This window comes from Rhodosalinus sp. FB01, assembly GCF_041365715.1.
GTDB lineage: Bacteria > Pseudomonadota > Alphaproteobacteria > Rhodobacterales > Rhodobacteraceae > Rhodosalinus.
The window spans coordinates 37,619-58,654 of the sequence record NZ_JBGFSH010000013.1; the positions used below are offsets into that span (position 1 = coordinate 37,619).

A 21,036-nucleotide genomic window follows, 5' to 3' on the forward strand; every position below is an offset into this window, starting at 1 on the left:
GTTTTTCCCCTCTTTCATCCTGTGACCCGCGTCAAAGCGCGTCCGCGTTGGTTTCGCCCGTGCGCACCCGAACGGCCTGCGCAAGATCCAGGACGAAGATCTTCCCGTCGCCGATCTTTCCGGTGCGCGCGGTCTTGGCGATGGTCTCGACCACCTGGTCGACCATGCCGTCGTCCACCGCGATCTCGAGCTTGACCTTGGGCACGAAGTTCACGGCGTATTCCGCGCCGCGATAGATCTCCGTATGGCCGGACTGCGACCCGAACCCCTTGATTTCCGTGACCATCATGCCGCGGACGCCGACGGAGGTGAGCGCCTCGCGCACCTCCTCGAGCTTGAACGGCTTGATCGTTGCTATGATCAGTTTCAACGTCATCCCCTTCGCTTAGGCAGCTGCCGCTGCTCCTGTGCAGATGCAGAAAATCGGTCAGGGGAGGCGGTGCAAAGATTTGCCCCCGCTCGGGGACGGCAAGGCGCGAACATATGCGTAATTTTTGAGCATTAATAAAAATATGCCTTATTTTTAATCTACACGTGAAGCTGCACCGCGGCACGGACGCCCTAAACATCGCGCCGTTTAAAGGATATGCTCGCCCCCAGAGCAGGCGCCGAGAGAAGCATAATGAGTGATTCAGGCCGCAGGCCGCCCCGGCTGGTGGCGGATCGCCGGGGCAAGGGCCGCGGGAACCCCCCCTCCAGGACCGCCGCGCGCAAACCCGCGCGGCGCAAACGCAGGACTGGCAGCCGGCGCAAGGCGCCGCGCAATCCCGTCGTGGCGGCCGTCACGGGCCTTTTCGCCTTCGTCACGCGGATGCTCTGGGGGCTGACCTGGCGCGTCACCCTCATCGTCGCGCTGCTGATCGGCGGCGGCGTCGCCTATTATTACGCCACCCTGCCTCCCTACGAGCAGATCCTGGACGGGCGGGCGCGCGGCTCGGTCACCCTGCTCGACCGGCAGGGCGAGGTGTTCGCCTGGCGCGGCGAGGTCTTCGGCGGCGTCGTGACGGCCGATACCGTGTCGCCGCATCTCAAGAACGCCGTGATCGCCACCGAGGACAAGCGCTTCCGCCTGCATCCCGGGGTGGACCCGATCGGCATCGCGGGCGCCATCCGCATCAACCTGTCGGAAGGGCGCGGGCCGCTTCAGGGTCATGGCGGCTCCACGATCACCCAGCAGACCGCGAAGCTGCTCTGCCTCGGCGTGCGATACGACCCCGCCGCGTGGGAAACTCAGGCCGCCTACGAGGCCGACTGCCGGCAGACCACGCTCTGGCGGAAACTGCGCGAGGCGCTTTACGCCATGGCGATGGAGGCCAAGTACTCCAAGGACGAGATCCTCTCGATCTACCTCAATCGCGCCTACATGGGCGGCGGCGCGCACGGCGCCGAGGCCGCGGCGCAGCGCTTCTTCGGCAAGCCTGCGCGGAACCTCGCGCCGTCCGAGGGCGCGATGCTCGCGGGGCTGCTGACCGCGCCCACCGCGCTCGCACCCACCAACAACCTCGAACGCTCCCGCAAACGCGCGGCCACGGTGATCCGGCTGATGGAAGAGCAGGGCTACCTGACGGAGGCGGAGGCCGCGGCCGCGCTCGCGCAGCCGGCCGCGCTCTCCGAGACCGCGGAGGCCAAGGCGGGGGGGTATTTCGCGGACTGGGTGATGTCCTCGACGCCGGAATACTTCACGCGCGACACCACCGAGGACGTGGTCATCACGACCACGCTCGACCGGGCCATGCAGCGCGCCGCCGAAGAGGCGCTGCTGCACATCTTCGAAACCAAGGTGCGCGAGGGCTCGGAGGCGCAGGCCGCCATCGTCGTGATGTCGGCCGACGGCGCGGTGCGCGCCATGGTGGGCGGCCGAAAGACCCGCGTCTCGGGCGTGTTCAACCGCGCGACGCAAGCCAAGCGCCAGACCGGATCGGCCTTCAAGCCCTTCGTCTACGCCACCGCGCTCGAACTCGGCTACCACCCCAACGACATGATCCGCGACGAGCCGCTGACCATCGACATTCCCGGCTCGGGCCCCTGGTCGCCCGAGAACTACACCAACGACTACGCGGGGCTCGTGACGCTCACCGAGGCGTTCAAGCGCTCGCTGAACATCCCGGCGGTGAAGATCTCCGAACATGTGGGGCGCGAGAACGTGCGGCGCGTGGCCGCCGATTTCGGTATCGAAAGCGATCTCGCCGCCGGCCCCGCGCTGGCGCTCGGGGCGTCGGAGTCGACGCTGCTGGAGATGACGGCCGCCTATGCCGGGATCCTGAACGGCGGATCCTCGGTATCGCCCTACGGCCTGATGGAGCTGCGGCTGAAAGGCGACGCGGGGGCGCTCATCGACAATTCGGAAGGCGGCATCGGCGAACGCGTGATCCGCGAGGAGGCCGCGCGCGAATTGATCTACATGATGGAGAAGGTGGTGAGCGAGGGCACGGGCCGCCGCGCCGCCCTGCCCGATCGCGAGGCCGCGGGCAAGACGGGCACCACGCAGGCCGCGCGCGACGCCTGGTTCGTGGGCTTCACCGCCGATTACGTCGCGGGCGTCGGGATGGGATACGACGACAACACCCCGCTCTCAGGCGTCACCGGCGGCGGGCTGCCCGCCGAGATCTGGCATGAAACCATGCGCCGCGTGCACGCGGATCTGCCGCCGCGGCCCCTGCCGATGCTGCGCCCGGCGGAACGCGCGCCCGCGGCATCGCGCGACGGGCCCGCCGCGGAGCGGCGCGGCCGTGACGATGTCGCCGATTCGGTGCTGGAGCAGGTGCTGCGCGATCTTTTCGGCGCCAATTGACCGGCCCGGCGCTCAGCCCGCGCCGCGCAGCTCCGCGATGAGCCGGTCGATGTCGCCGCCCCGCCGGTCGAGCATGGCGCCGATCTCTTCGCGCTCCGTCAGGAGCATGTTCACGCCTTCGATGAACATGTTGAAGAAGAGATCGCGGCCCGACCGATCCGAGACGTGGAAATCCACGATGAAGGGGGACTGGCCCGGCAGGTAGGCGGTGGTGCGGACCTGGTAATAGTTCTTCACCCGGCTCACGGTCTCGACCTCGAGCCGCCCGCCGGAAAACTCCCGGAACCGCTTGCCGTACTTGCGCGAGATGTAACCGGTGAACGCCTCGGTGAAGGCGCGCATCTGCGCCTCGCTCGCCCGGCGCCGGTCCACGCCGAGGGCGTAGGCCGCGATGGTCGGCACGTCGGCGTAGCGCCGGAAGATGCGCTCGAATTCTGGGTACATCTGCCGTTCCGACCGTCCGGACGAGATGACCGCGTTGATCTCTTCGACGAGGCTGTCGACGAGGCCGCGCGCCCGGCCCTCCGTCAGCGCGAAAGCGGGGCGCGGCGCGAGGACGGCGGCGGTAGCAGCGCCGGCAAGGAAGCCGCGGCGGGAGATGTCAGTCGCCATAGAGTTCCTCGTAGGGATCGGTGAAGGTCTCCTCGGCCGGCGCGCCGCCGCTGCGCGCGCCCAGCTCGAAGCGCCGGTTCTGGAGATAGATCAGGCGCGTCTGCGCATAGCTGTCGGCACTTTCATGCAGAACGGAATCGTAGGTGTCCGAGAAGCGCCCGCGCTCCGTCAGCCCGCCGAGGCCCCGCGCCACGAGCCCCGAATACCGTTCGGGCCGCGGCAGAGCGATGTCGAGCGGGTTGAGGAACCAGCCCACGAGGCGGCCCGCCGAATCGCGTTCGGTGGAGGGCCCGAAAACGGGCGACACGCGATAGGCGCCCTCCGGAACGCCCCAGACCGCCAGCGTCTCGCCGAAATCGGTCTCGTCGGCCGGCAGCCCGAACTCCTTGGCGACATCGAAGATGCCCCCGAACCCGAGAACCGCATTCGTCGCGAACCGCACGGTGTTGAGCCCGGCGCCCCTGAGATCCCCCTGCAGAAGGCGGTTCACGGCATAGCCCGGGGTCGAGAACGTGTCGCCGAACTGAACGATGCTGTCCTCGATCCCGTCGGGCACGGCCCGGGTGTAGCCCCGCGCCAGCGGCCGGACCACGGAGCGGTCGAGGCTCTTGTTGAACTCGTGAACGCGCCGGTTCGCCGGCTCGTAGGGATCGTGGATCCCGCCCTCGTTTCCGGGCTCGGGCACGGAACACGCGGCCAGAAGCGGCAATGCCAGAAGCATCACGAGGCGGCGAAGGCGCAAAGGGGACACCATGGATTTCCTTCAAGGATCATCTAAGCGCGGAAGAGACCCGCCCGGCGCAGACTAGGCGCTTTCATGAGGACAAGCGAGCGGAATGCCCATCACCCTCCGCGCCGTCTTCGCCGCGCTGTGGCGGATGCGCGACAAGTGGACCCGCCCTGCAAACTCTGGCAAAAGCACGCTGAGCGGACAAGAGCGCAGGGCGGAACGACGCGTATGAGAAAGATCGATCCTTCGCCCGGGCTGGAAGAGCTTCGGGCGGCGCGTCGCGAGAACCGCGGCTATTTCTGGTTCGTGGGCGTTTTCAGCTTCTTCGTGAACCTGTTGATGCTGACGGGGCCGCTTTACATGCTCCAGCTTTACGACCGTGTCCTGAGTTCGCGGTCCGAGGCGACGCTCGTCGCGCTCTCGATCCTCGTTGTCTTTCTCTACGGCATGATGGGCTTTCTGGATTACGCCCGCTCGAGGATCATGGCGCGCGTCGGTGCGCGCTTCCAGTCGCGGCTCGACAGGCGGGTCTTCGACGCGGTGATGCGCAAGTCGGCCATCGCGCCCGACCAGCGCTCCGGCACCGGGCTGCGCGCTCTCGAATCGGTGCAGCGCCTGCTGACGTCGCCGGGGCTCATGGCCTTCTTCGACATCCCGTGGACCCCCTTCTTCCTTTTCGGCATCGCGCTCTTCCATCCCTGGCTGGGCATCCTGGCCGTGGCCGGCGGCACGCTGCTCATCGCCTTCACGGCGATCAACCAGTGGCTCTCGCGCCGCCCGCTCGACAAGGGCAACGCCGCCGTCTACCGCGCCGAGACCATGGCGAACCAGATCCGCGACGAGGCGGAGACGGTGCAGAGCCTCGGAATGCGCGGCGCGGCCTTCGATCGCTGGCGGCAGGCGCGCGACGAGGCGCTCGACAACCAGGTCGGCGCCTCCGACGTGGCCGGGACCTTCACCTCGCTGACCAAGACCTTCCGGCTGATGCTGCAATCGGCGATGCTGGGCCTCGGCGCCTGGCTGGTGCTGCGCGGGGAGCTGACGCCCGGCGCGATGATCGCGGGCTCCATCCTGCTTGGCCGGGCGCTCGCGCCGATCGAGCTTGCCATCGGGAACTGGCCGCTGATGCAGGCCGCCCGGCGCGGCTGGGCCTCGCTTGCCGAACTCCTGTCCGAGGTGCCCCCCGAGACGGCGCGCACCAGCCTGCCCGCGCCGCGCGCGAAGCTCGACGTGCAGCAACTGACCGTCGTGCCACCCGGCCAGACGCAGGCGGCGCTCCGGATCGTCAGCTTCGCGGGGAACCCCGGCGAGGCGCTCGGGGTCATCGGGCCGTCGGGCGCGGGCAAGTCCACGCTCGCGCGCGCGCTTACGGGGCTCTGGCGGCCGGCAGGCGGCAAGGTGCGCCTCGACGGCGCGACGCTGGACCAGTACGTGCCGGAAGTGCTCGGGCGCCATGTGGGCTACCTGCCGCAGAGCGTGGAGCTTTTCGACGGGACGGTCGCCGAGAACATCGCCCGCCTGTCCCTGACCCCGGATCCGGACGCGGTGGTGAAGGCCGCCAAGCTCGCCGACGCCCACGAGATGATCCTGAAACTTCCCGATGGCTACGACACCAAGCTGCGCAACATCGGCGGGCGGCTTTCGGGCGGCCAGACCCAGCGGATCGGCCTCGCCCGCGCGCTTTACGGCGATCCGGTCCTGCTCGTGCTCGATGAGCCGAACTCCAATCTCGACAACGAGGGGAGCCTCGCGCTCAACGCGGCCATCCGCGGCGTCAAGGCGCGGGGCGGCGCGGTGCTCATCATGGCGCATCGCCCGGCGGCGATCGTGGAATGCGACATGCTTCTGATGCTCGACCAGGGCAACCGGGTCGCCTTCGGCCCCAAGGACGAAGTGCTTCAAAGCCAGGTCAAGAACCATCAGCAGATCCTGAAATCCGCGACGCCGGGAGGCATGCGATGAGCGACGAGGCGACCTCTCCGCGCTTCCGGATGCGGATGCCCATGGCCGTGGGACTCGTCGCGCTGGTCACGCTGGTGGGCGGCTTCGGAACATGGTCGGCGATGACCGAGATCTCGGGCGCCGTCGTCGCCTCCGGCCAGATCGAGGTCGAGCGCAACCGGCAGGTGGTCCAGCACCCGGACGGCGGCGTGGTGGAGGGCATCCTGGTCGACGAGGGCGACACGGTTCGGGCCGACCAGGTGCTGATCCGCCTCGATGCCGGCGAAATGCGCTCGGAACTTGCCATCGTCGAAGGCCAGCTTTTCGAACTGATGGCCCGTCGCGGCAGGCTCGAGGCCGAACGCGACGAGGCGGATGCGCCGGTCTTCGACAGTCTGCTCGTGGAACGGGCCGACATCAGCGCCGAGGTGCGCGGCCTCATCGACGGGCAACTGCGGCTCTTCGAGGCGCGGCGCGAATCCGCCGAGACCGAAGCCGGACAGCTGCGCCGCCGCGCAGCGCAGATCGGCAACCAGATCGAGGGGATCGACGCGCAGCAGACGGCGCTGACGCGGCAGCTGAGCCTGATCGAGGAAGAGCTTTCCGACCAGCAATCGCTTCTCGATCGCGGCCTCGCGCAGACTTCGCGCGTCCTCTCGTTGCAGCGTGAGGAAGCCCGGCTCAGCGGGCTGGTGGGCGAGCTGACCGCCCAGCGGGCGGAGGCGCAGGGGCGCATCACCGAGATCGAGATCGAGATCCTGAACCTGCGCTCGCGGCGACGCGAAGAGGCGATCACCCGGTTGCGCGACCTGCAGTTCCGCGAACTCGAACTGTCCGAGCGCCGCCGCACCCTCGTCGAGCGGCTTCGCCGGATGGAAGTGCGCGCACCGGTCGCGGGCATCATCTACGGGCTTCAGGTCTTCGCGCCGCGCTCGGTGATCCGCCCGGCGGACCCTCTGCTCTACATCGTGCCGCAGGATCGCCCGCTCGTGATCGCGGCGCGCGTGGCGCCCATCCACATCGACCAGGTTTATCCCGGGCAGGACGTGACGTTGCGCTTTTCCGCCTTCGATCAGCGCAGCACGCCGGAACTCTTCGGGCAGGTGACGCAGGTCTCGGCCGACATCTTTACCGACGAGGCCACGCAGAACGCCTACTACCGGGCCGAGATCACGCTGTCGGAAGCCGAACAGGACCGATTGCCAGACGACCTGGTGCTCGTGCCCGGCATGCCGGTCGAGGCCTTCATCCGGACCGATGACCGCACCCCCATCGCCTATCTGCTGAAGCCGCTCACGGACTATTTCTCGAAGGCGTTCCGCGAACGCTGAGCGGGCCGCGCCGAACGCCCCGCGCCCGGCCCGATTGGCGCTTTTCCCGGCCGCCGCCAGACTGTAGCGTCCGCCACGACTCTGGAGGAACACGGGAGGACAGCATGAGCGGAAAGATCGAGGCACGGCTGGCGGAGCTTGGGGTGACGCTGCCCGACGCGCCGGCCCCGGCGGCGAATTACGTGCCTTACGTGCAGACCGGGAACCTGGTGCACGTATCGGGCCAGATTTCCATGGACGAGGGCGGCGCGCTCATCACGGGCAAACTCGGCGCGGAGCTGTCCACCGAGGCCGGCGCGGCCGCGGCGCGGCGCTGCGCGCTGTCGCTTCTGGCGCAGCTGCGCGCGGCCTGCGGCGGCGATATGGACCGGCTGACGCGGGTGGTGAAGCTGACCGGCTTCGTCAACTCCACCGCCGACTTCACCGAGCAGCCCAAGGTGGTGAACGGCGCGTCGGACTTTCTCGTCGAGGCGTTGGGCGATGCCGGCCGGCACGCGCGCTCGGCCGTCTCGGCGGCGTCGCTGCCGCTGGGCGTCGCCGTCGAGATCGAGGGGATCTTCGAGATCGCATGACGGCGCTCGACCCAGTCTTCCTGAAAACGCCCATCGCCCACCGCGCGCTTCACGGCGAGGGCCGGCCCGAGAACAGCCGCGCGGCGGTGCGCGCCGCCGTCGCGGCGGGCTACGGCATCGAGATCGACCTGCAGCCCTCGGCCGACGGCGAGGCGATGGTGTTTCACGACTACGACCTGCGGCGGCTGACCGGCGAAACCGGCGTGATCCGCAAGCGCGACGCGGCGGAACTCGGGCGCATCGCGCTGTCGGGCGGCGACGGCGAGGGCATCCCCACGCTGCGCGAGATCCTCGCTATCGTGGGCGGCCGCGTGCCGCTGCTGGTCGAGCTCAAGGACCAGCACGGCCGCATGGGACCGACGGATGGCGCACTGGAGGCCGCGGCCGCGCGCGCACTTGCCGGTTACACGGGGCCGCTGGCGGTGATGTCCTTCAACGGTCACGCCGTCGCGCGCATGGGCGCGCTTCGGCCCGACATCCCGCGCGGCCTCACCACCAGCGCCTTCGATGAGGCGCTCTGGCCGCACATGCCCGAGGAACTTCGCGCCCGACTGCGCGAGGCGCCCGAATTCGAGCGCAGCGGCGCGATGTTCATCAGCCACGAGCATACCGACCTCGATCGCCCGCGCGTGGCCGATATCCGCGCGACCGGCGTTCCGGTGCTGTCCTGGACGATCCGGTCGGAGGCCGAGGAACGCGCGGCGCGCCGGCTGGCGCAGAACGTGACCTTCGAATGCTACCGCGCGGCGGTTCCGGCTTGATCGCGGACCGTCGCGGCCCAGTTTCCCGCATGATGGACGACGGTGCACAGGACGAGCCGATCGAGGTCACGGCCCATGCAAGCCTCGCCGACATTGCGGCGGAGGACTGGGATGCCTGCGCCTGCCCCGAGGCCGCCAGCGGCGGTCGGCCGATCGACCCCTTCACGACCCACCGCTTCCTTTCCGCGCTGGAGGAAAGCGGATCGGTCGGGCCCGGCACCGGCTGGGAGCCGCGCTACCTCGTGGCGCGCGCCGGCGGGCGCGTCATCGCGGTGGCACCGCTTTACGCCAAGGGCCACAGCCAGGGCGAATACATCTTCGACCACAACTGGGCGCACGCCTACGAGCGCGCCGGCGGGCGCTACTACCCGAAGTTCCAGATCGCGGTACCGTTCACGCCCGCCACCGGGCGGCGTCTTCTGGTCCGCCCCGGTGAAGAACTCCGGGGCCGCACGGCGCTGGTGCAGGGGGCGGTGCAGCTTGCCGCCGACAACGGGCTCTCCTCGGTCCACGTCACCTTCTGCACGGAAGAGGAGGCAGCGGCGGGCGAGAAGATGGGGCTGATGCGCCGCGTGACCGAGCAGTTCCACTGGCAGAACCGCGGTTACGCGGATTTCGACGCCTTCCTCGCGGACCTCTCCTCGCGCAAGCGCAAGACGATCCGCAAGGAGCGCCGACAGGCCAACGAGTTCGGCGGCGAGATCGAGACGTTGACGGGCGACGCGATCCGGCCCGGGCACTGGGACGCCTTCTGGCGCTTCTACCAGGATACCGGCGCGCGCAAATGGGGCCGCCCCTACCTGACACGCGCCTTCTTCGACCTCGCGCAGGAGCGGCTTCGCGACGACATCCTCCTGGTGATGGCCCGCCGCGAGGGCGGCCATGTCGCGGGCGCCATGAACCTGATCGGGCGCGACACGCTTTTCGGCCGTTACTGGGGCTGCGTGGAGCATCACCCCTGCCTTCATTTCGAGGCCTGCTACTATCGCGCGATCGACTTCGCCATCGCGGAGGGTCTTTCCCGCGTCGAGGCCGGCGCGCAGGGGGAACACAAGCTTGCCCGCGGCTACCTGCCATGCGAGGTGCATTCCCTGCACTGGATCGCCGATCCGGGCTTCGCCGACGCGGTCGCGCGCTACCTCGAGGCCGAGCGGCGCGCGGTGACGCAGGACATAGAGGTGCTCACGGCCTACGGGCCATTCCGAAAGGCAGATGTGGAGGAACCCGAATGACCGAGAAGCTCAGCGATACCGCACGCAAGACCGTGTTGCAGCCGCTCCTGGACGCCGGCTGGCAGATGGTGGACGGGCGCGACGCGATCACCCGCACCTACCAGTTCGACAATTTCGTCGAAGCCTTCGGCTGGATGACCCGCGCGGCCTTCTGGGCGGAGAAGTGGGACCATCACCCGGAATGGTCCAACGTCTACAAGACCGTCACCGTCACCCTGACGACCCATGACGTGGACGGGCTGTCGTCGCTCGACGCCAAGCTCGCGCGCAAGTTCGACCAGCTCGCCGGCCTCGGGTGAGCGAGACGCACGGGCCGGCCCCCTTCGGACAGGGCACGCGGCTGCGCCCGGCCGAGAGATCGACGGGCGAGGCGGTGCTCGCCGCGCTGCCCGCCATGGCGCTGGTGGCCCTGCCCGGGCTCTGGGTGCTCGCGACCGGAACGGAGCTGCCCGGCCCGCTCGCCCGTGCGCTGCCTGCCATCGTCGCCGCGCTCGGCCTTGCCGGGCTTTGGGTCGGCGTCCCGCGCTGGGCACTCGGCTATCTCGGTTATCCGGTGATCCTCGCAGCGGTGGGCGGGCTGATCCTCACGCTGAAACGCCTGCCGGGGCTGGAGCCGATGGGCTGGCTGGCGTCGGCGCTTTTTCTCGCAGGCCTGCCCCTCGCGCTCGGTGCCGGGCTGGTGGCCGTCGGCCATCGCTGGCCCAGGGCGCGCCCGGCGGCGATGGCGGCGCGCGCCGACCCGTCGCATCTCGCGCTGGTGTTCTTCCCGGCGGCGGCCCATGCGGTGCTGGTGGGCGCCGACCTGCCCCCCGCCGCCGCATCCGCGGCCGCCACGGCGGGCGCGGGCGCGTTGATCGCCGCCGTACAGATCGCGGCGCTGCGGGCGCGACGGCCGGCGGCCCGGGTCGTCCTTCTGTCCGGCGCGCTTCTGGCTGTCTGGGCCGGCACCGCTCTCCTGGGCGGGCGCGGGGCGGGCAGCGGCCTTTCGGCGATCCTGTTTCTGGCGCTTCTCGCAGCGCCGCTCCTCGCAGGGTCACGGGGCCGCGGCTGAGCCCGCGGCCCCGCGCCCTTCACATCGCGGCGAGAGGCGCCTCGCCCGCGGAGCTTTCGCAGGCGCCGGGATTGTCTTCGACATGCAAGAGCTTCACCTCGCCGTCCTCGACCAGCATGGCGTAGCGCTTGGAACGCGCGTGCAGCCCCGCGGGCGGCGCGTCGAAGTCCATGCCGATCGCCCTGGTGAAGGCGGCGTCGGGATCGCCCAGCATGGAAAGACCCGCCGCGCTCGCGCCGGTGGCCTCGCCCCACGCGCCCATCACGAACGGGTCGTTCACCGCGACGCAGACGATCTCGTCCACGCCCTTGCCCGCGAACCCGTCCTTCGTGCGCACGAAGCTCGGCACATGGGCCGAATGGCAGGTGGGGGTGAAGGCGCCGGGCACGGCAAAGATCACGACCTTGCGGCCCGCCGTGATATCCTCGAGCGCCACCGCCTCGGGGCCATCCGCGCCCATGCGCATCAGCGTCGCGGCGGGCAGCTTCTCGCCTGTGGAAATGGTCATGTCTGTCCCTCTCTCCAGTTTCGTTGCACCTGTCTCCAGACGCGATATAGGCTCCGGCGCGGGGCAGGACCACGGCAAACGGGAAGGGATGCGGGATGAAGCGGATCGTCATCGTCGGCGCGGGGCAGGCGGGTGCGTCGCTCGCCGCGCGGCTCAGGGCCGAGGGACATGAGGGCGCGATCACCATGATCGGCGAAGAGCCCGTGCCGCCCTACCAGCGCCCGCCGCTGTCCAAGCAGTATCTCATGGGCGAGATGGCGCTAGAGCGGCTCTTCCTGCGGCCCGAAAGCTTCTACGCGGAAAACGGAATCGACCTGCACCTGAGCGAAACCGCGGTGGCGATCGACCGCGCCGACCGGACGGTGATCGCGGGCGGCCACACCCATCCCTACGACACGCTCGCGCTCTGCACCGGCGCGGTGCCGCGGCGGCTGCCCGGCGCGATCGGCGGGGAACTCGCGGGCGTCCATGTCGTGCGCGACCTCAGGGACGTGGACACCATGGCCCCGGCGATCCGGGCGGGCGGGCGCGCCCTCGTGGTGGGCGGCGGCTATATCGGGCTCGAGGCCGCGGCGGTCTGCGCGAAGGCGGGCATGGAGGTCACTCTGGTGGAAGCGGCCCCCCGCATCCTGGGCCGCGTCGCCTGTTCCGAGACGGCCGACTACTTCCGCGCGCTGCACCGCGCCCGCGGCGTGGACCTGCGCGAAGGCACCGGGCTCGAACGCCTGGTGGGCGAGGACCGGGTGACGGGCGCCGCGCTCTCCGATGGCACCGAGCTTGCCCTCGACATGGTGATCGTGGGGATCGGCATCACGCCCGCGACCGCGCTGGCCGAGGCGGCGGGGCTCGCCATCGAGAACGGCATCCGCACCGACGCGGAGGGGCGCAGCTCCGACCCGGCGATCTGGGCAGCGGGGGATTGCGCCTCGTTTCCCTGGCGCGGCGGACGCCTTCGGCTGGAAAGCGTGCAGAACGCGATCGACATGGCAGAAACCGTGGCGCGGAACATGCTGGGCGCGGGCGTGGCCTACGATCCCACGCCCTGGTTCTGGTCCGACCAGTACGACGTCAAGCTCCAGATCGCGGGGCTGGGCCAGGGGCATGACCGCGTGGTGGTGCGCCCCGGGACGACCACGGGATCGGTGTCGCACTGGTATTTCGCGGACGATACGCTGCTCGCCGTGGACGCGATGAACGCGCCCCGCGACTACATGGTCGGCAAGCGGCTGCTGGAGGCGGGCCGCTCGCCCGACCGGGCCGCCCTCGCCGATCCCGGGACCGACCTCAAGGCGCTGCTCGCGGCGTGAGGATCGTCGGCGGACGGTGGCGGGGCCGGGCGCTTGCGGGGCTCGGCGCGGGGGATGCGGGCGCGCATCTGCGCCCGACGCAGGACCGTGTGCGCGAAAGCCTTTTCAACGTGCTGGACGGCGGTCGCTTCGGCGATCCGGTCACCGGGGCGCGGGTGCTCGACCTCTTCGCCGGCACCGGGGCGCTCGGGCTCGAGGCGCTGTCGCGCGGGGCCGCCCGCGCGACATTCGTGGACGAGGGCGCCAAGGCGCGCGCGCTCTTGCGCCGCAACGTCGAGATCTGCGGCGCGGGCGGAGTGACGCGGATCTGGCGGCGCGACGCCACGCGGCTCGGAGAGAACCCGGGGGAGCCCTTCGACCTCGTCTTCCTCGATCCGCCCTACGGCAAGGCCCTGGGCGGGGCCGCGCTGGAAGGCGCACGGCGCGGCGGCTGGCTCGCGCCCGGCGCGCTCGTGGTTTGGGAGGAAGGCGGGGCGGTGGTGCCGCCCGAGGGTTTCGAAACGCTCGAAGCGCGGCGGTACGGCGACACGACCGTCACGCTTCTCCGGGCGCCCTGACCGTCACCGGCGCCCCGGCAGCCAAAGCGCGCGACGGGCGATCCCCGCCGCGCGTGCCGTCCCGATCAGGTGGTCGGGATGATCACCACCTCGACGCGGCGGTTCTGCTGGCGCCCCTCGGGCGTCAGGTTGCTCGCCACGGGCTGGTCCTCGCCGCGACCGATGATGCGCAGGCGCTGGGGCCGCACGCCGTCCGTCACGAGGGTCGAGGCCACCGCCTCCGCCCGGCGCTCGGACAGGCGCTGGTTGTAGGCCGCCTCGCCGGTATTGTCGGTATGACCGATCACCTGGACGGCGCTGTCGGGGTAGCGTTGCAGGCTCTGGGCCAGCACCGAAAGGTCGCCGCGCAGGCCGGTGCGGACCGCCGCGCTGTCGGTGTCGAAGAGGATGCCGTTGGGCATCGTCACAATCAGGCGGTCGCCCGTGTTCGTGATGCTGATGCGATCGTCGTCGAATTGCTGGCGGAGCTCCCTTTCCTGTCGGTCGAGGATGCTGCCGGTGCTACCGCCCGCGGCGCCGCCGATGATCGCGCCCGCGACCGCGTTCCGCCGGCGCTCCTCGGGGTTGTTGCCCGCGATCGCGCCCGCTGCCGCGCCCAGCGCGCCGCCGAGCAGAAGGCCCTGCTGGGTGTTGCGGTTGGGATCGTTGGGGTCCGTGGTGCAGGCCCCGAGAGCCATCGCCGACGCGGTGGCCAAAATCAGGGAACGCTTCAGTGAAGTCATGTCTGTGCCTCGTCTTTCTGGGTCCGTGTCGGCCCGGTTCCGACACAGTATGCCAAGAGCCCGGCGCCTCCGACACCGGTTTTCCACGAGTCTGGGCGGTTCTTCGCCGGTCGGCATGCGCCGGTCACGCCTCTGCCCGGGCCGATTCCCAGGCGAGTATGGCACGCTTGACCGGCAGGCCCCAATGATATCCCGCAAGCTTGCCGGACCCCGCGATCACGCGATGGCAGGGGATGAGCCAGCCGACCGGGTTGCGCCCCACCGCCGCGCCCACCGCGCGCACGGCACGCGGGCTGCCGATGGCGCGCGCAATCTCGGCGTAGGTCGTCACGTGGCCCGAGGGCACGGCGAGCAGCGCCTCCCAGACCTTGATCTGGAAGGGCGCGCCCAGGACGTGCAGCGCCGCGCGCCCGCCGCCGCCGAAGGCGGCCTCCACCGAGGCGCGGAGCGGGTCCGCATCCTCGGCGAAGCGCGCGGCGGGCCAGCGGGACGAGAGATCCTCGAAAGCCGCCTCGCGCCCCGTCTCATCGGTGAAGGCCAGCCCGCAGAGGCCGTGCGCGGTGCCCATGGCGAGCACCTCGCCGAAAGGGCTGTCGAAACACCCCCAGCGGATCGAAAGACCCGCACCCCGTCGCGCGTAGTCGCCCGGCCGCATCGCCTCCCAGCGCAGGAACAGGTCATGGAGACGCCCGCCACCTGAAAGCCCCGCGGCATGGGCGGCGTCGAGCGTGGTGAAACGCTCGCGCAGAAGCGTCTTGGCGTGGCCGAGCGCGAGGTATTGCTGGAAGCGCTTGGGCGAGACGCCCGCCCAGCGCGAGAAGACGCGCTGGAAATGGGCCGGGCTCATGTGCATCCGGGCCGCGAGTTCGTCGAGCGACAGCGGCGTCTCCGCCGCGTCGATCTCGGCGATGGCGCGGCGCACCAGCTGGTAGTGATAGCCCGCCCCCGCCCCGGGGTCCGCGGTGCCGCCGGTTTCCGCGTTGCCGTCCATGCCGTCCTCCCGCGACCGGTGTCCTGATGGCGACAGGGCTAAGCCCGGACGCGCGCCCGCGCGACCCGGTTGTTGCGCATCCCGCCCCGGCGGGGCATGAGGAGCGCCATGGCCGCGCAACTCGACTACCACAGCATCCGGGAGATCTTCACCCGCTTTCGCGCGGCCGAGCCCGAGCCGGAGGGCGAACTCGAGCACACCAACGCCTTCACGCTGCTCGTCGCGGTGGCGCTCTCGGCGCAGGCCACCGACGCGGGCGTGAACAAGGCGACCCGCAAGCTCTTCGAGGTGGCCGACACGCCGCAGAAGATGCTGGAGCTGGGCGAGGAGGGCCTGATCGAGCACATCCGGACGATCGGCCTTTACCGCAACAAGGCGAAGAACGTCCTGAAGCTCTCGCGCATTCTCGTCGAGGCGTTCGGGGGAGAGGTCCCGTCCTCGCGCGCGGCGCTCCAGTCCTTGCCGGGGGTGGGCCGCAAGACGGCGAACGTGGTTCTGAACATGTGGTGGCGCCATCCCGCGCAGGCGGTGGACACCCACATCTTCCGGCTCGGCAACCGGTCGGGCCTCGCGGTGGGCAAGGACGTGGTCGCCGTGGAGCGCGCCATCGAGGACAACGTGCCCGCCGAATTCCAGCTCCACGCCCATCACTGGATGATCCTGCACGGCCGCTACGTCTGCAAGGCGCGCAAGCCCGCCTGCGCGGCCTGCCTCATCCGCGATCTCTGCGCCTACGAGGAGAAGACCCTGTGAAACGCTACCAGGTGGTCGGCATCGGCAACGCCATCGTCGACGTGATCAGCAACTGCGACGACGGTTTCCTTTCGCGCATGGGAATCGAGAAGGGGATCATGCAGCTGATCGAGCGCGACCGCGCCGAGCTGCTCTACGGCGCGATGGAGAACCGCTGGCAGGCGGCGGGCGGTTCGGTCGCCAATACCCTCGCGGGGCTCGGCAATCTGGGGCTGCGCACCGCCTTCATCGGGCGCGTGCGCGACGATGCGCTCGGCCGCTTCTACGCCGAGGGCATGGCGCGGGACGGCACCGCCTTTCCGAACCCGCCCGTGGCAGAGGGGCAGCTGCCCACCTCGCGGTCGATGATCTTCGTCTCGCCGGATGGCGAGCGGTCGATGAACACCTATCTCGGCATCTCGGCCGAGCTTGGGCCCGGCGACGTCGACGAGGGCGTGGCGGGCGACGCCGAGATCCTGTTCCTCGAGGGCTATCTCTACGACAAGCCCGCGGGAAAGGCGGCCTTCACCGCCGCGGCGCGCGCCTGCCGCGCCGCGGGCGGCATGGCGGGCATCACCCTGTCGGACTCCTTCTGCGTGGATCGCCATCGTGAGGACTTCCGCCAGCTCGTGCGCGAGCGCGATTTCGTCATCGGCAACGAGCACGAATGGGAATCGCTTTACGAAACCGATCTCTCTGCGGCGCTCGAGCGGGCCGCGGCGGAGAGCGGGCTGGTGGTGTGCGCCCGCTCGGGCCACGACGTGGTGCTGGTGCGCGGCGAGGAGGAGGCAGTGGTGCCGGTGGAGCGTGTCACCCCCGTGGACGCCACCGGCGCGGGCGACCAGTTCGCGGCCGGGTTCCTCTACGGCCTTGCCGGCAACCAGTCGCTGGAGATCGCGGGCCGCATGGGCGTGGTGGCGGCCGGGGAGGTGATCTCGCATTACGGCGCGCGCCCGGAGACGGAGCTGAAGGCGCTGTTCGCCGAGGCCGGGCTGCCGGTCTGAGCCGAAACGCAAAAGGGGGGCTGTCCGCCCCCCTCGGCCCGTTCCGGGCCTCACCCCCCCCGAGAGTATTTCCACCAAGAAGAAGCAGCGCGGGTCGCGCCGCCCCCGCGTCAGGCCGCCGAGAACCCCTTTTCGAGCGCGTCGAGAATCGTGTCGACCTCCGCCTCGGTGATGGTCAGCGGCGGCGACATCAGGATGTTGTGCATGCCGAGCCGGACCATGGCCCCCGCCTCGTAGGTGGCCTGGTGGATGCGCTTCATGGTGACCGCATCCATCGGCGTCCGGGCGGCGCGGTCCGACACGATCTCGATGCCGGTCATCAGCCCGTGCCCGCCGCGCACGTCGCCCACGATGTCGTGCTTCTCGGCAAGCCGCTTCGCCCCCTCGTAGAGCTGCGTGCCGCGCGGGCCGGCGTTCGAGCGCGTGTCGAGGCGCAGCGTCTCCTCGAGGCAGGCCACCACCGCCGCCGCGCCCACCGGGTGGGCGGAGTAGGTGTAGCCGTGGAAGATCGCGCCCTCGGCGTCGGCGGTTTCGAAGACCTCGGCCACCTTCTCGTTGACGAGCGCGGCGCCCACCGGGAAGTAGCCCGAGGTGATGCCCTTGGCGACGCTCATGAGGTCGGGCTTCACCCCCCAGTGCCGCGCGCCCGACCAGTCGCCGGTGCGCCCGAAGCCGGTGATCACCTCGTCCGAGATCATCAGGATTCCGTGACGGTCGCAGATGTCGCGCATGAGCGGCATGAGCGTCTCGTGCGGCACGATGACGCCGCCGGCGCCCTGGATCGGTTCCATGATGAAGGCGGCGATGGTGCCCGGCCCCTGGAAGGCGATCTCGTCCTCGGCGATCGCGGCGATCTTCTGCGCGAGCCGCGCCGGGTCGATCTCGTCGAAGGGATTGCGGTAGGTGTAGGGCGCGGGCAGGTGGAAGCAGCCGGGCAGCAGCGGCTCGTAGTTGATGCGGAAGCGGTTGTTGCCGTTCACGCTCGCCCCGCCCCAATGGGTGCCGTGATAGCCCTTCTTGAGCGACAGGAACTTGGTGCGGCCAGGCTCTCCGCGAAGCTTGTGGTACTGACGCGCGAGCCGCAGGCAGGTGTCCACCGAATCGGAGCCGCCCGAAGTGAAGAAGACCCGCGCCATGCCGTCTTCCGCGAAGACCTCGCGCACCATCCAGGAGGCCTCGATCGCCGGCGGGTTCGAGGTGCCGGCGAAGGCGGAGTAGTAGGGCAGTTCCTGCAGCTGGCGGGCGATCGCCTCCTTCACCTTGTCGTTGGAGTAGCCGAGATTGACGCACCAGAGCCCGCCCACGGCGTCCACCGCCTCGTGGCCGTCGATGTCGGTGATGCGCACGCCCTGCGCCTTGCGGATGATCTTCGGCGCATCGGTCTGCGCCGCGCCCGGATGGCCCATCGGGTGCCAGAGATGGCGGGCGTTGTTTTCCTTCAGGAAGTTGTCGTCCTTCATGGCGGACCTCGCTGTCATGATTTGATCAAATCCTACCAGTCCCTGCGGCAACGTCCAGCCCGCGCGGCGGAAGATGGACAGCGCGCGCCCGCACATGTAGGACACGCCGGTCATGGCGAAGACGAACGCGAAAAAGGACGACGGCAATTACAGGGTCGTGGCGGAGAACCGGCGCGCCCGCTTCGATTATGCGATCGAGGAGGATCTCGAATGCGGGATCGTGCTCGAAGGCTCCGAGGTGAAATCGCTCCGCCAGGGCGGCGCCAACATCGCCGAGAGCTACGCAACGGTGGACGACGGGGAGCTCTGGCTCGTCAACACTTCCATCGCGCCCTATGCCCAGGCCAAGACCTTCGGCCACGAGGAGCGGCGGCGGCGCAAGCTTCTCGTCAACAGGCGCGAACTCGCGCGGCTGTGGTCCGAGACCCAGAGGAAGGGCATGACGCTGGTGCCGCTTGTGCTCTACTTCAACCACAAGGGCGTCGCGAAGCTGAAGATCGGCATCGCGAAAGGCAAGAAGCTCGCCGACAAGCGCGAGACGCAGGCCAAGCGCGACTGGCAGCGCCAGAAGGCGCGGCTGCTCAAGGAGCACGGCTGAGCCCCGCCGCAGGCCGCCAGCCGGCCCCAACCTTGCTCTTGCGTGCCCCGGGTAGTAGGCAATGCGCGACGCGGCTGAACGACGGGTGAAGGCGGTGCAGGACGATCCGAAGACGCTGGTTTCCACGGGCTGGCTTGCCAGACACCTCGACGATCCCGACATGCGGGTGCTCGACGCGTCCTGGTACCTGCCCGACAAGGGCCGCGACCCGCGGGCGGAGTACGACGCGGCCCACATCCCCGGCGCGCGCTTCTTCGACCTCGACGATATCTCGGACGCGCGGTCCGAGCTGCCGCACATGGCGCCGCCCGTCGAGAAGTTCATGAGCCGGATGCGCGCCATGGGCGTGGGCGACGGCCACCAGGTCGTCGTCTACGACACCGCCGGCCTCTATTCGGCGGCCCGGGTCTGGTGGCTTTTCCGGCTGATGGGCAAGGACGACGTGGCCGTGCTCGACGGGGGCTTTCCGAAATGGCAGGCCGAGGCGCGGCCGGTGGAGGACCTGCCGCCGGTCCCGCGCGACCGGCATATGACCGCGCGCCGCCAGAACTACCTCGTCAAGGACGTGACGCAGGTGGCCGCGGCCGCGAAACTGGGCGACACGGAAATCCTCGACGCGCGCCCGCCCGAACGGTTCCGCGGCGAGGCGGAGGAACCGCGCCCCGGCCTGCGCGCGGGGCATGTTCCCGGCTCCCGCAACGTGCCGTTCCAGGCGCTTCTGAACGGGGACGGCACGATGAAGGACGCGCCCGGCCTGCGTGCCGCCTTCGAGGCCGCCGGGGTGGACCTGTCCCGGCCCGCGATCACCACCTGCGGTTCCGGGGTGACCGCGGCGATCCTGAACCTCGCCCTGGAACGGCTCGGCAAGACCGATCACGCGCTCTATGACGGCTCCTGGGCCGAGTGGGGCCAGTTCGCCACGCTGCCCGTGGCCACCGGAGAAGACTGATGTTCGAAGAGCTCAAGGCGCTACCCGCCGACAAGATCCTCGCCCTGATGAAGGCGTTCCGCGAGGACCCGCGCGACGACAAGATCGACCTTGGCGTCGGCGTCTACCGCAACGCCGAGGGCGTCACCCCGGTGATGCGCGCGGGGAAGGCCGCCGAGAAGCGGATCTGGGAGGCGCAGACCACCAAGGCCTACACGGGGCTCGCGGGCGATCCGGCATTCGGCGACGCGATGGTCGACCTCGTTCTCGGCGGCGCAGTCCCGCGCGAGCGGATGGCGGCGGTGGCGACGCCGGGCGGCACCGGCGCGGTGCGCCAGGCGTTCGAGCTTGCGCGGATGGCCAATCCCGGGTTGCGCGTCTTCGTCTCCGACCCGACCTGGCCCAACCACGTCTCGATCCTGAAATATCTCGGCATCGAGATGGTGCCCTACCGCTACTTCGACGCCGAGACCGGCGGGGTCGATTTTGCGGGCGTGCTTGCGGATATCGGCGCGGCGCGGCCGGGCGACGTGGTGCTGCTGCACGGCTGCTGCCACAACCCCACCGGCGCGAACCTCAACGGCACCCAATGGGCCGAGGTGATCGCCGCGCTTCAGGCCACCGGCGCGACGCCAATGATCGACCTGGCCTATCAGGGTTTCGGCGACGGGCTGGAGGCGGACGCGGCGCCCACGCGCCAGGTCGTCGCGTCGATGCCGGAGACGCTCGTCGCGGCGAGCTGCTCGAAGAATTTCGGCGTCTACCGCGAGCGCACCGGCATCCTGATGGGCACGGCGGCGGATCCGGGGCTGCTGCAGGACACGATGGCGTATCTCAATCGCCAGAACTTCTCCTTCCCGCCCGATCACGGCGCACGGATCGTGACCGAAGTGCTGACCGACCCGGAGCTTCGCGCCGACTGGGAGGCCGAGCTCGAGGAGATGCGCACCGGAATGCTGGAGTTGCGCGAGCAACTGGCGGGCGAGCTTCGGCAGCGCTCCGGCTCGGATCGCTTCGGCTTTCTCGCTCAGCATCGGGGCATGTTCTCGCGGCTGGGCGCGGATCCCAACAAGGTCGAGACGCTGCGCGCCGATCACGGCATCTACATGGTGGGCGATTCGCGCATGAACATCGCGGGGCTGAACCGCGAGTCGGTGCCGAAGCTGGCCGAGGCGATCATCGCCGCCGGGCTCTGACCCGTCCGGCGC

Annotated in this window: 22 protein-coding genes; 15 read left to right on the forward strand and 7 right to left on the reverse strand. The window is 69.9% G+C overall.

Features of this window, described 5'->3' with window-relative positions:
• Positions 1-31: 31 nt before the first annotated feature.
• Entirely contained in the window at positions 32-370 is a 339-nt protein-coding gene (locus tag AB6A65_RS15265) for a P-II family nitrogen regulator (protein WP_371039259.1), read from the reverse strand.
• A gap of 252 nt (positions 371-622) precedes the next feature.
• Between AB6A65_RS15265 and AB6A65_RS15270 the strand changes: the two genes are divergently transcribed.
• Positions 623-2,791, forward strand: a complete 2,169-nt coding sequence (locus tag AB6A65_RS15270) for a transglycosylase domain-containing protein (protein ID WP_371039260.1) — start codon at positions 623-625, stop codon at positions 2,789-2,791.
• Positions 2,792-2,803: 12 nt separating this feature from the next.
• Here the strand turns inward: AB6A65_RS15270 and AB6A65_RS15275 are convergent, their stop codons facing one another.
• Together AB6A65_RS15275 and AB6A65_RS15280 are read right to left on the reverse strand one after the other, a co-directional pair.
• The gene (locus tag AB6A65_RS15275) at positions 2,804-3,403 is read right to left on the reverse strand and encodes a phospholipid-binding protein MlaC (protein WP_371039261.1); all 600 of its coding nucleotides are present in this window, start codon (positions 3,401-3,403) and stop codon (positions 2,804-2,806) included.
• Entirely contained in the window at positions 3,393-4,154 is a 762-nt protein-coding gene (locus tag AB6A65_RS15280; RefSeq protein WP_371039262.1) for a VacJ family lipoprotein, read from the reverse strand. The genes AB6A65_RS15275 and AB6A65_RS15280 overlap by 11 nt, the downstream gene beginning before the upstream one ends.
• A 207-nt stretch (positions 4,155-4,361) precedes the next feature.
• On the opposite strand from AB6A65_RS15280, the gene AB6A65_RS15285 reads away from it, so the two are divergent.
• From AB6A65_RS15285 to AB6A65_RS15315, 7 genes are all read left to right on the forward strand, one after another.
• Positions 4,362-6,095: a type I secretion system permease/ATPase gene (locus AB6A65_RS15285; protein WP_371039263.1), complete on the forward strand. Its 1,734-nt coding sequence runs from the start codon at positions 4,362-4,364 to the stop codon at positions 6,093-6,095.
• Entirely contained in the window at positions 6,092-7,405 is a 1,314-nt protein-coding gene (locus tag AB6A65_RS15290) for an HlyD family type I secretion periplasmic adaptor subunit (RefSeq protein WP_371039264.1), read from the forward strand. The genes AB6A65_RS15285 and AB6A65_RS15290 overlap by 4 nt, the downstream gene beginning before the upstream one ends.
• A gap of 104 nt (positions 7,406-7,509) precedes the next feature.
• Positions 7,510-7,977 carry a RidA family protein gene (locus tag AB6A65_RS15295; protein WP_371039265.1) on the forward strand — a complete coding sequence of 156 codons (468 nt, stop codon included), beginning with the start codon at positions 7,510-7,512 and terminating at the stop codon, positions 7,975-7,977.
• Positions 7,974-8,738, forward strand: coding sequence for a glycerophosphodiester phosphodiesterase family protein (locus AB6A65_RS15300; protein ID WP_371039266.1), 765 nt, complete (start codon positions 7,974-7,976; stop codon positions 8,736-8,738). The genes AB6A65_RS15295 and AB6A65_RS15300 overlap by 4 nt, the downstream gene beginning before the upstream one ends.
• 32 nt (positions 8,739-8,770) lie before the next feature.
• A complete protein-coding gene (locus tag AB6A65_RS15305) occupies positions 8,771-9,970 on the forward strand; it encodes a GNAT family N-acetyltransferase (RefSeq protein ID WP_371039300.1) in 1,200 nt (399 codons plus the stop codon).
• Positions 9,967-10,269: a 4a-hydroxytetrahydrobiopterin dehydratase gene (locus tag AB6A65_RS15310; RefSeq protein ID WP_371039267.1), complete on the forward strand. Its 303-nt coding sequence runs from the start codon at positions 9,967-9,969 to the stop codon at positions 10,267-10,269. The genes AB6A65_RS15305 and AB6A65_RS15310 overlap by 4 nt, the downstream gene beginning before the upstream one ends.
• Positions 10,266-11,021: a hypothetical protein gene (locus tag AB6A65_RS15315; protein ID WP_371039268.1), complete on the forward strand. Its 756-nt coding sequence runs from the start codon at positions 10,266-10,268 to the stop codon at positions 11,019-11,021. Before AB6A65_RS15310 ends, AB6A65_RS15315 begins: the two co-directional genes overlap by 4 nt.
• A 19-nt stretch (positions 11,022-11,040) precedes the next feature.
• Here the strand turns inward: AB6A65_RS15315 and AB6A65_RS15320 are convergent, their stop codons facing one another.
• A complete protein-coding gene (locus tag AB6A65_RS15320) occupies positions 11,041-11,529 on the reverse strand; it encodes a peroxiredoxin (protein WP_371039269.1) in 489 nt (162 codons plus the stop codon).
• Positions 11,530-11,624: 95 nt separating this feature from the next.
• Here AB6A65_RS15320 and AB6A65_RS15325 point away from each other — a divergent pair, with 95 nt between their 5' ends.
• Together AB6A65_RS15325 and rsmD are read left to right on the forward strand one after the other, a co-directional pair.
• Positions 11,625-12,836, forward strand: a complete 1,212-nt coding sequence (locus AB6A65_RS15325) for an NAD(P)/FAD-dependent oxidoreductase (protein WP_371039270.1) — start codon at positions 11,625-11,627, stop codon at positions 12,834-12,836.
• Positions 12,833-13,393, forward strand: a complete 561-nt coding sequence (rsmD, locus tag AB6A65_RS15330; protein ID WP_371039271.1) for a 16S rRNA (guanine(966)-N(2))-methyltransferase RsmD — start codon at positions 12,833-12,835, stop codon at positions 13,391-13,393. The genes AB6A65_RS15325 and rsmD overlap by 4 nt, the downstream gene beginning before the upstream one ends.
• Before the next feature lie 65 nt (positions 13,394-13,458).
• Here the strand turns inward: rsmD and AB6A65_RS15335 are convergent, their stop codons facing one another.
• On the reverse strand, positions 13,459-14,070 hold the full coding sequence (locus AB6A65_RS15335; RefSeq protein WP_371039272.1) for an OmpA family protein: 612 nt from the start codon (positions 14,068-14,070) through the stop codon (positions 13,459-13,461).
• A 169-nt stretch (positions 14,071-14,239) separates the two neighbouring features.
• Positions 14,240-15,106: a methylated-DNA--[protein]-cysteine S-methyltransferase gene (locus AB6A65_RS15340; protein ID WP_371039273.1), complete on the reverse strand. Its 867-nt coding sequence runs from the start codon at positions 15,104-15,106 to the stop codon at positions 14,240-14,242.
• 108 nt (positions 15,107-15,214) lie between these two features.
• Here AB6A65_RS15340 and nth point away from each other — a divergent pair, with 108 nt between their 5' ends.
• Positions 15,215-15,859, forward strand: coding sequence for an endonuclease III (gene nth, locus AB6A65_RS15345; protein WP_371039274.1), 645 nt, complete (start codon positions 15,215-15,217; stop codon positions 15,857-15,859).
• Positions 15,856-16,842: an adenosine kinase gene (locus AB6A65_RS15350; protein WP_371039275.1), complete on the forward strand. Its 987-nt coding sequence runs from the start codon at positions 15,856-15,858 to the stop codon at positions 16,840-16,842. The genes nth and AB6A65_RS15350 overlap by 4 nt, the downstream gene beginning before the upstream one ends.
• 110 nt (positions 16,843-16,952) lie before the next feature.
• Here the strand turns inward: AB6A65_RS15350 and AB6A65_RS15355 are convergent, their stop codons facing one another.
• Complete coding sequence (locus AB6A65_RS15355) at positions 16,953-18,302, reverse strand: aminotransferase class III-fold pyridoxal phosphate-dependent enzyme (RefSeq protein WP_371039301.1); 1,350 nt, start codon at positions 18,300-18,302, stop codon at positions 16,953-16,955.
• Positions 18,303-18,414: 112 nt separating this feature from the next.
• Between AB6A65_RS15355 and smpB the strand changes: the two genes are divergently transcribed.
• The 3 genes from smpB to AB6A65_RS15370 all read left to right on the forward strand — a co-directional run bounded on the left by smpB (position 18,415) and on the right by AB6A65_RS15370 (position 21,024).
• Entirely contained in the window at positions 18,415-18,900 is a 486-nt protein-coding gene (gene smpB, locus AB6A65_RS15360) for an SsrA-binding protein SmpB (RefSeq protein WP_371039276.1), read from the forward strand.
• 61 nt (positions 18,901-18,961) lie between these two features.
• Entirely contained in the window at positions 18,962-19,849 is an 888-nt protein-coding gene (sseA, locus tag AB6A65_RS15365) for a 3-mercaptopyruvate sulfurtransferase (RefSeq protein WP_371039277.1), read from the forward strand.
• Positions 19,849-21,024, forward strand: a complete 1,176-nt coding sequence (locus AB6A65_RS15370; RefSeq protein ID WP_371039278.1) for an aromatic amino acid transaminase — start codon at positions 19,849-19,851, stop codon at positions 21,022-21,024. Before sseA ends, AB6A65_RS15370 begins: the two co-directional genes overlap by 1 nt.
• Positions 21,025-21,036: the final 12 nt, after the last annotated feature.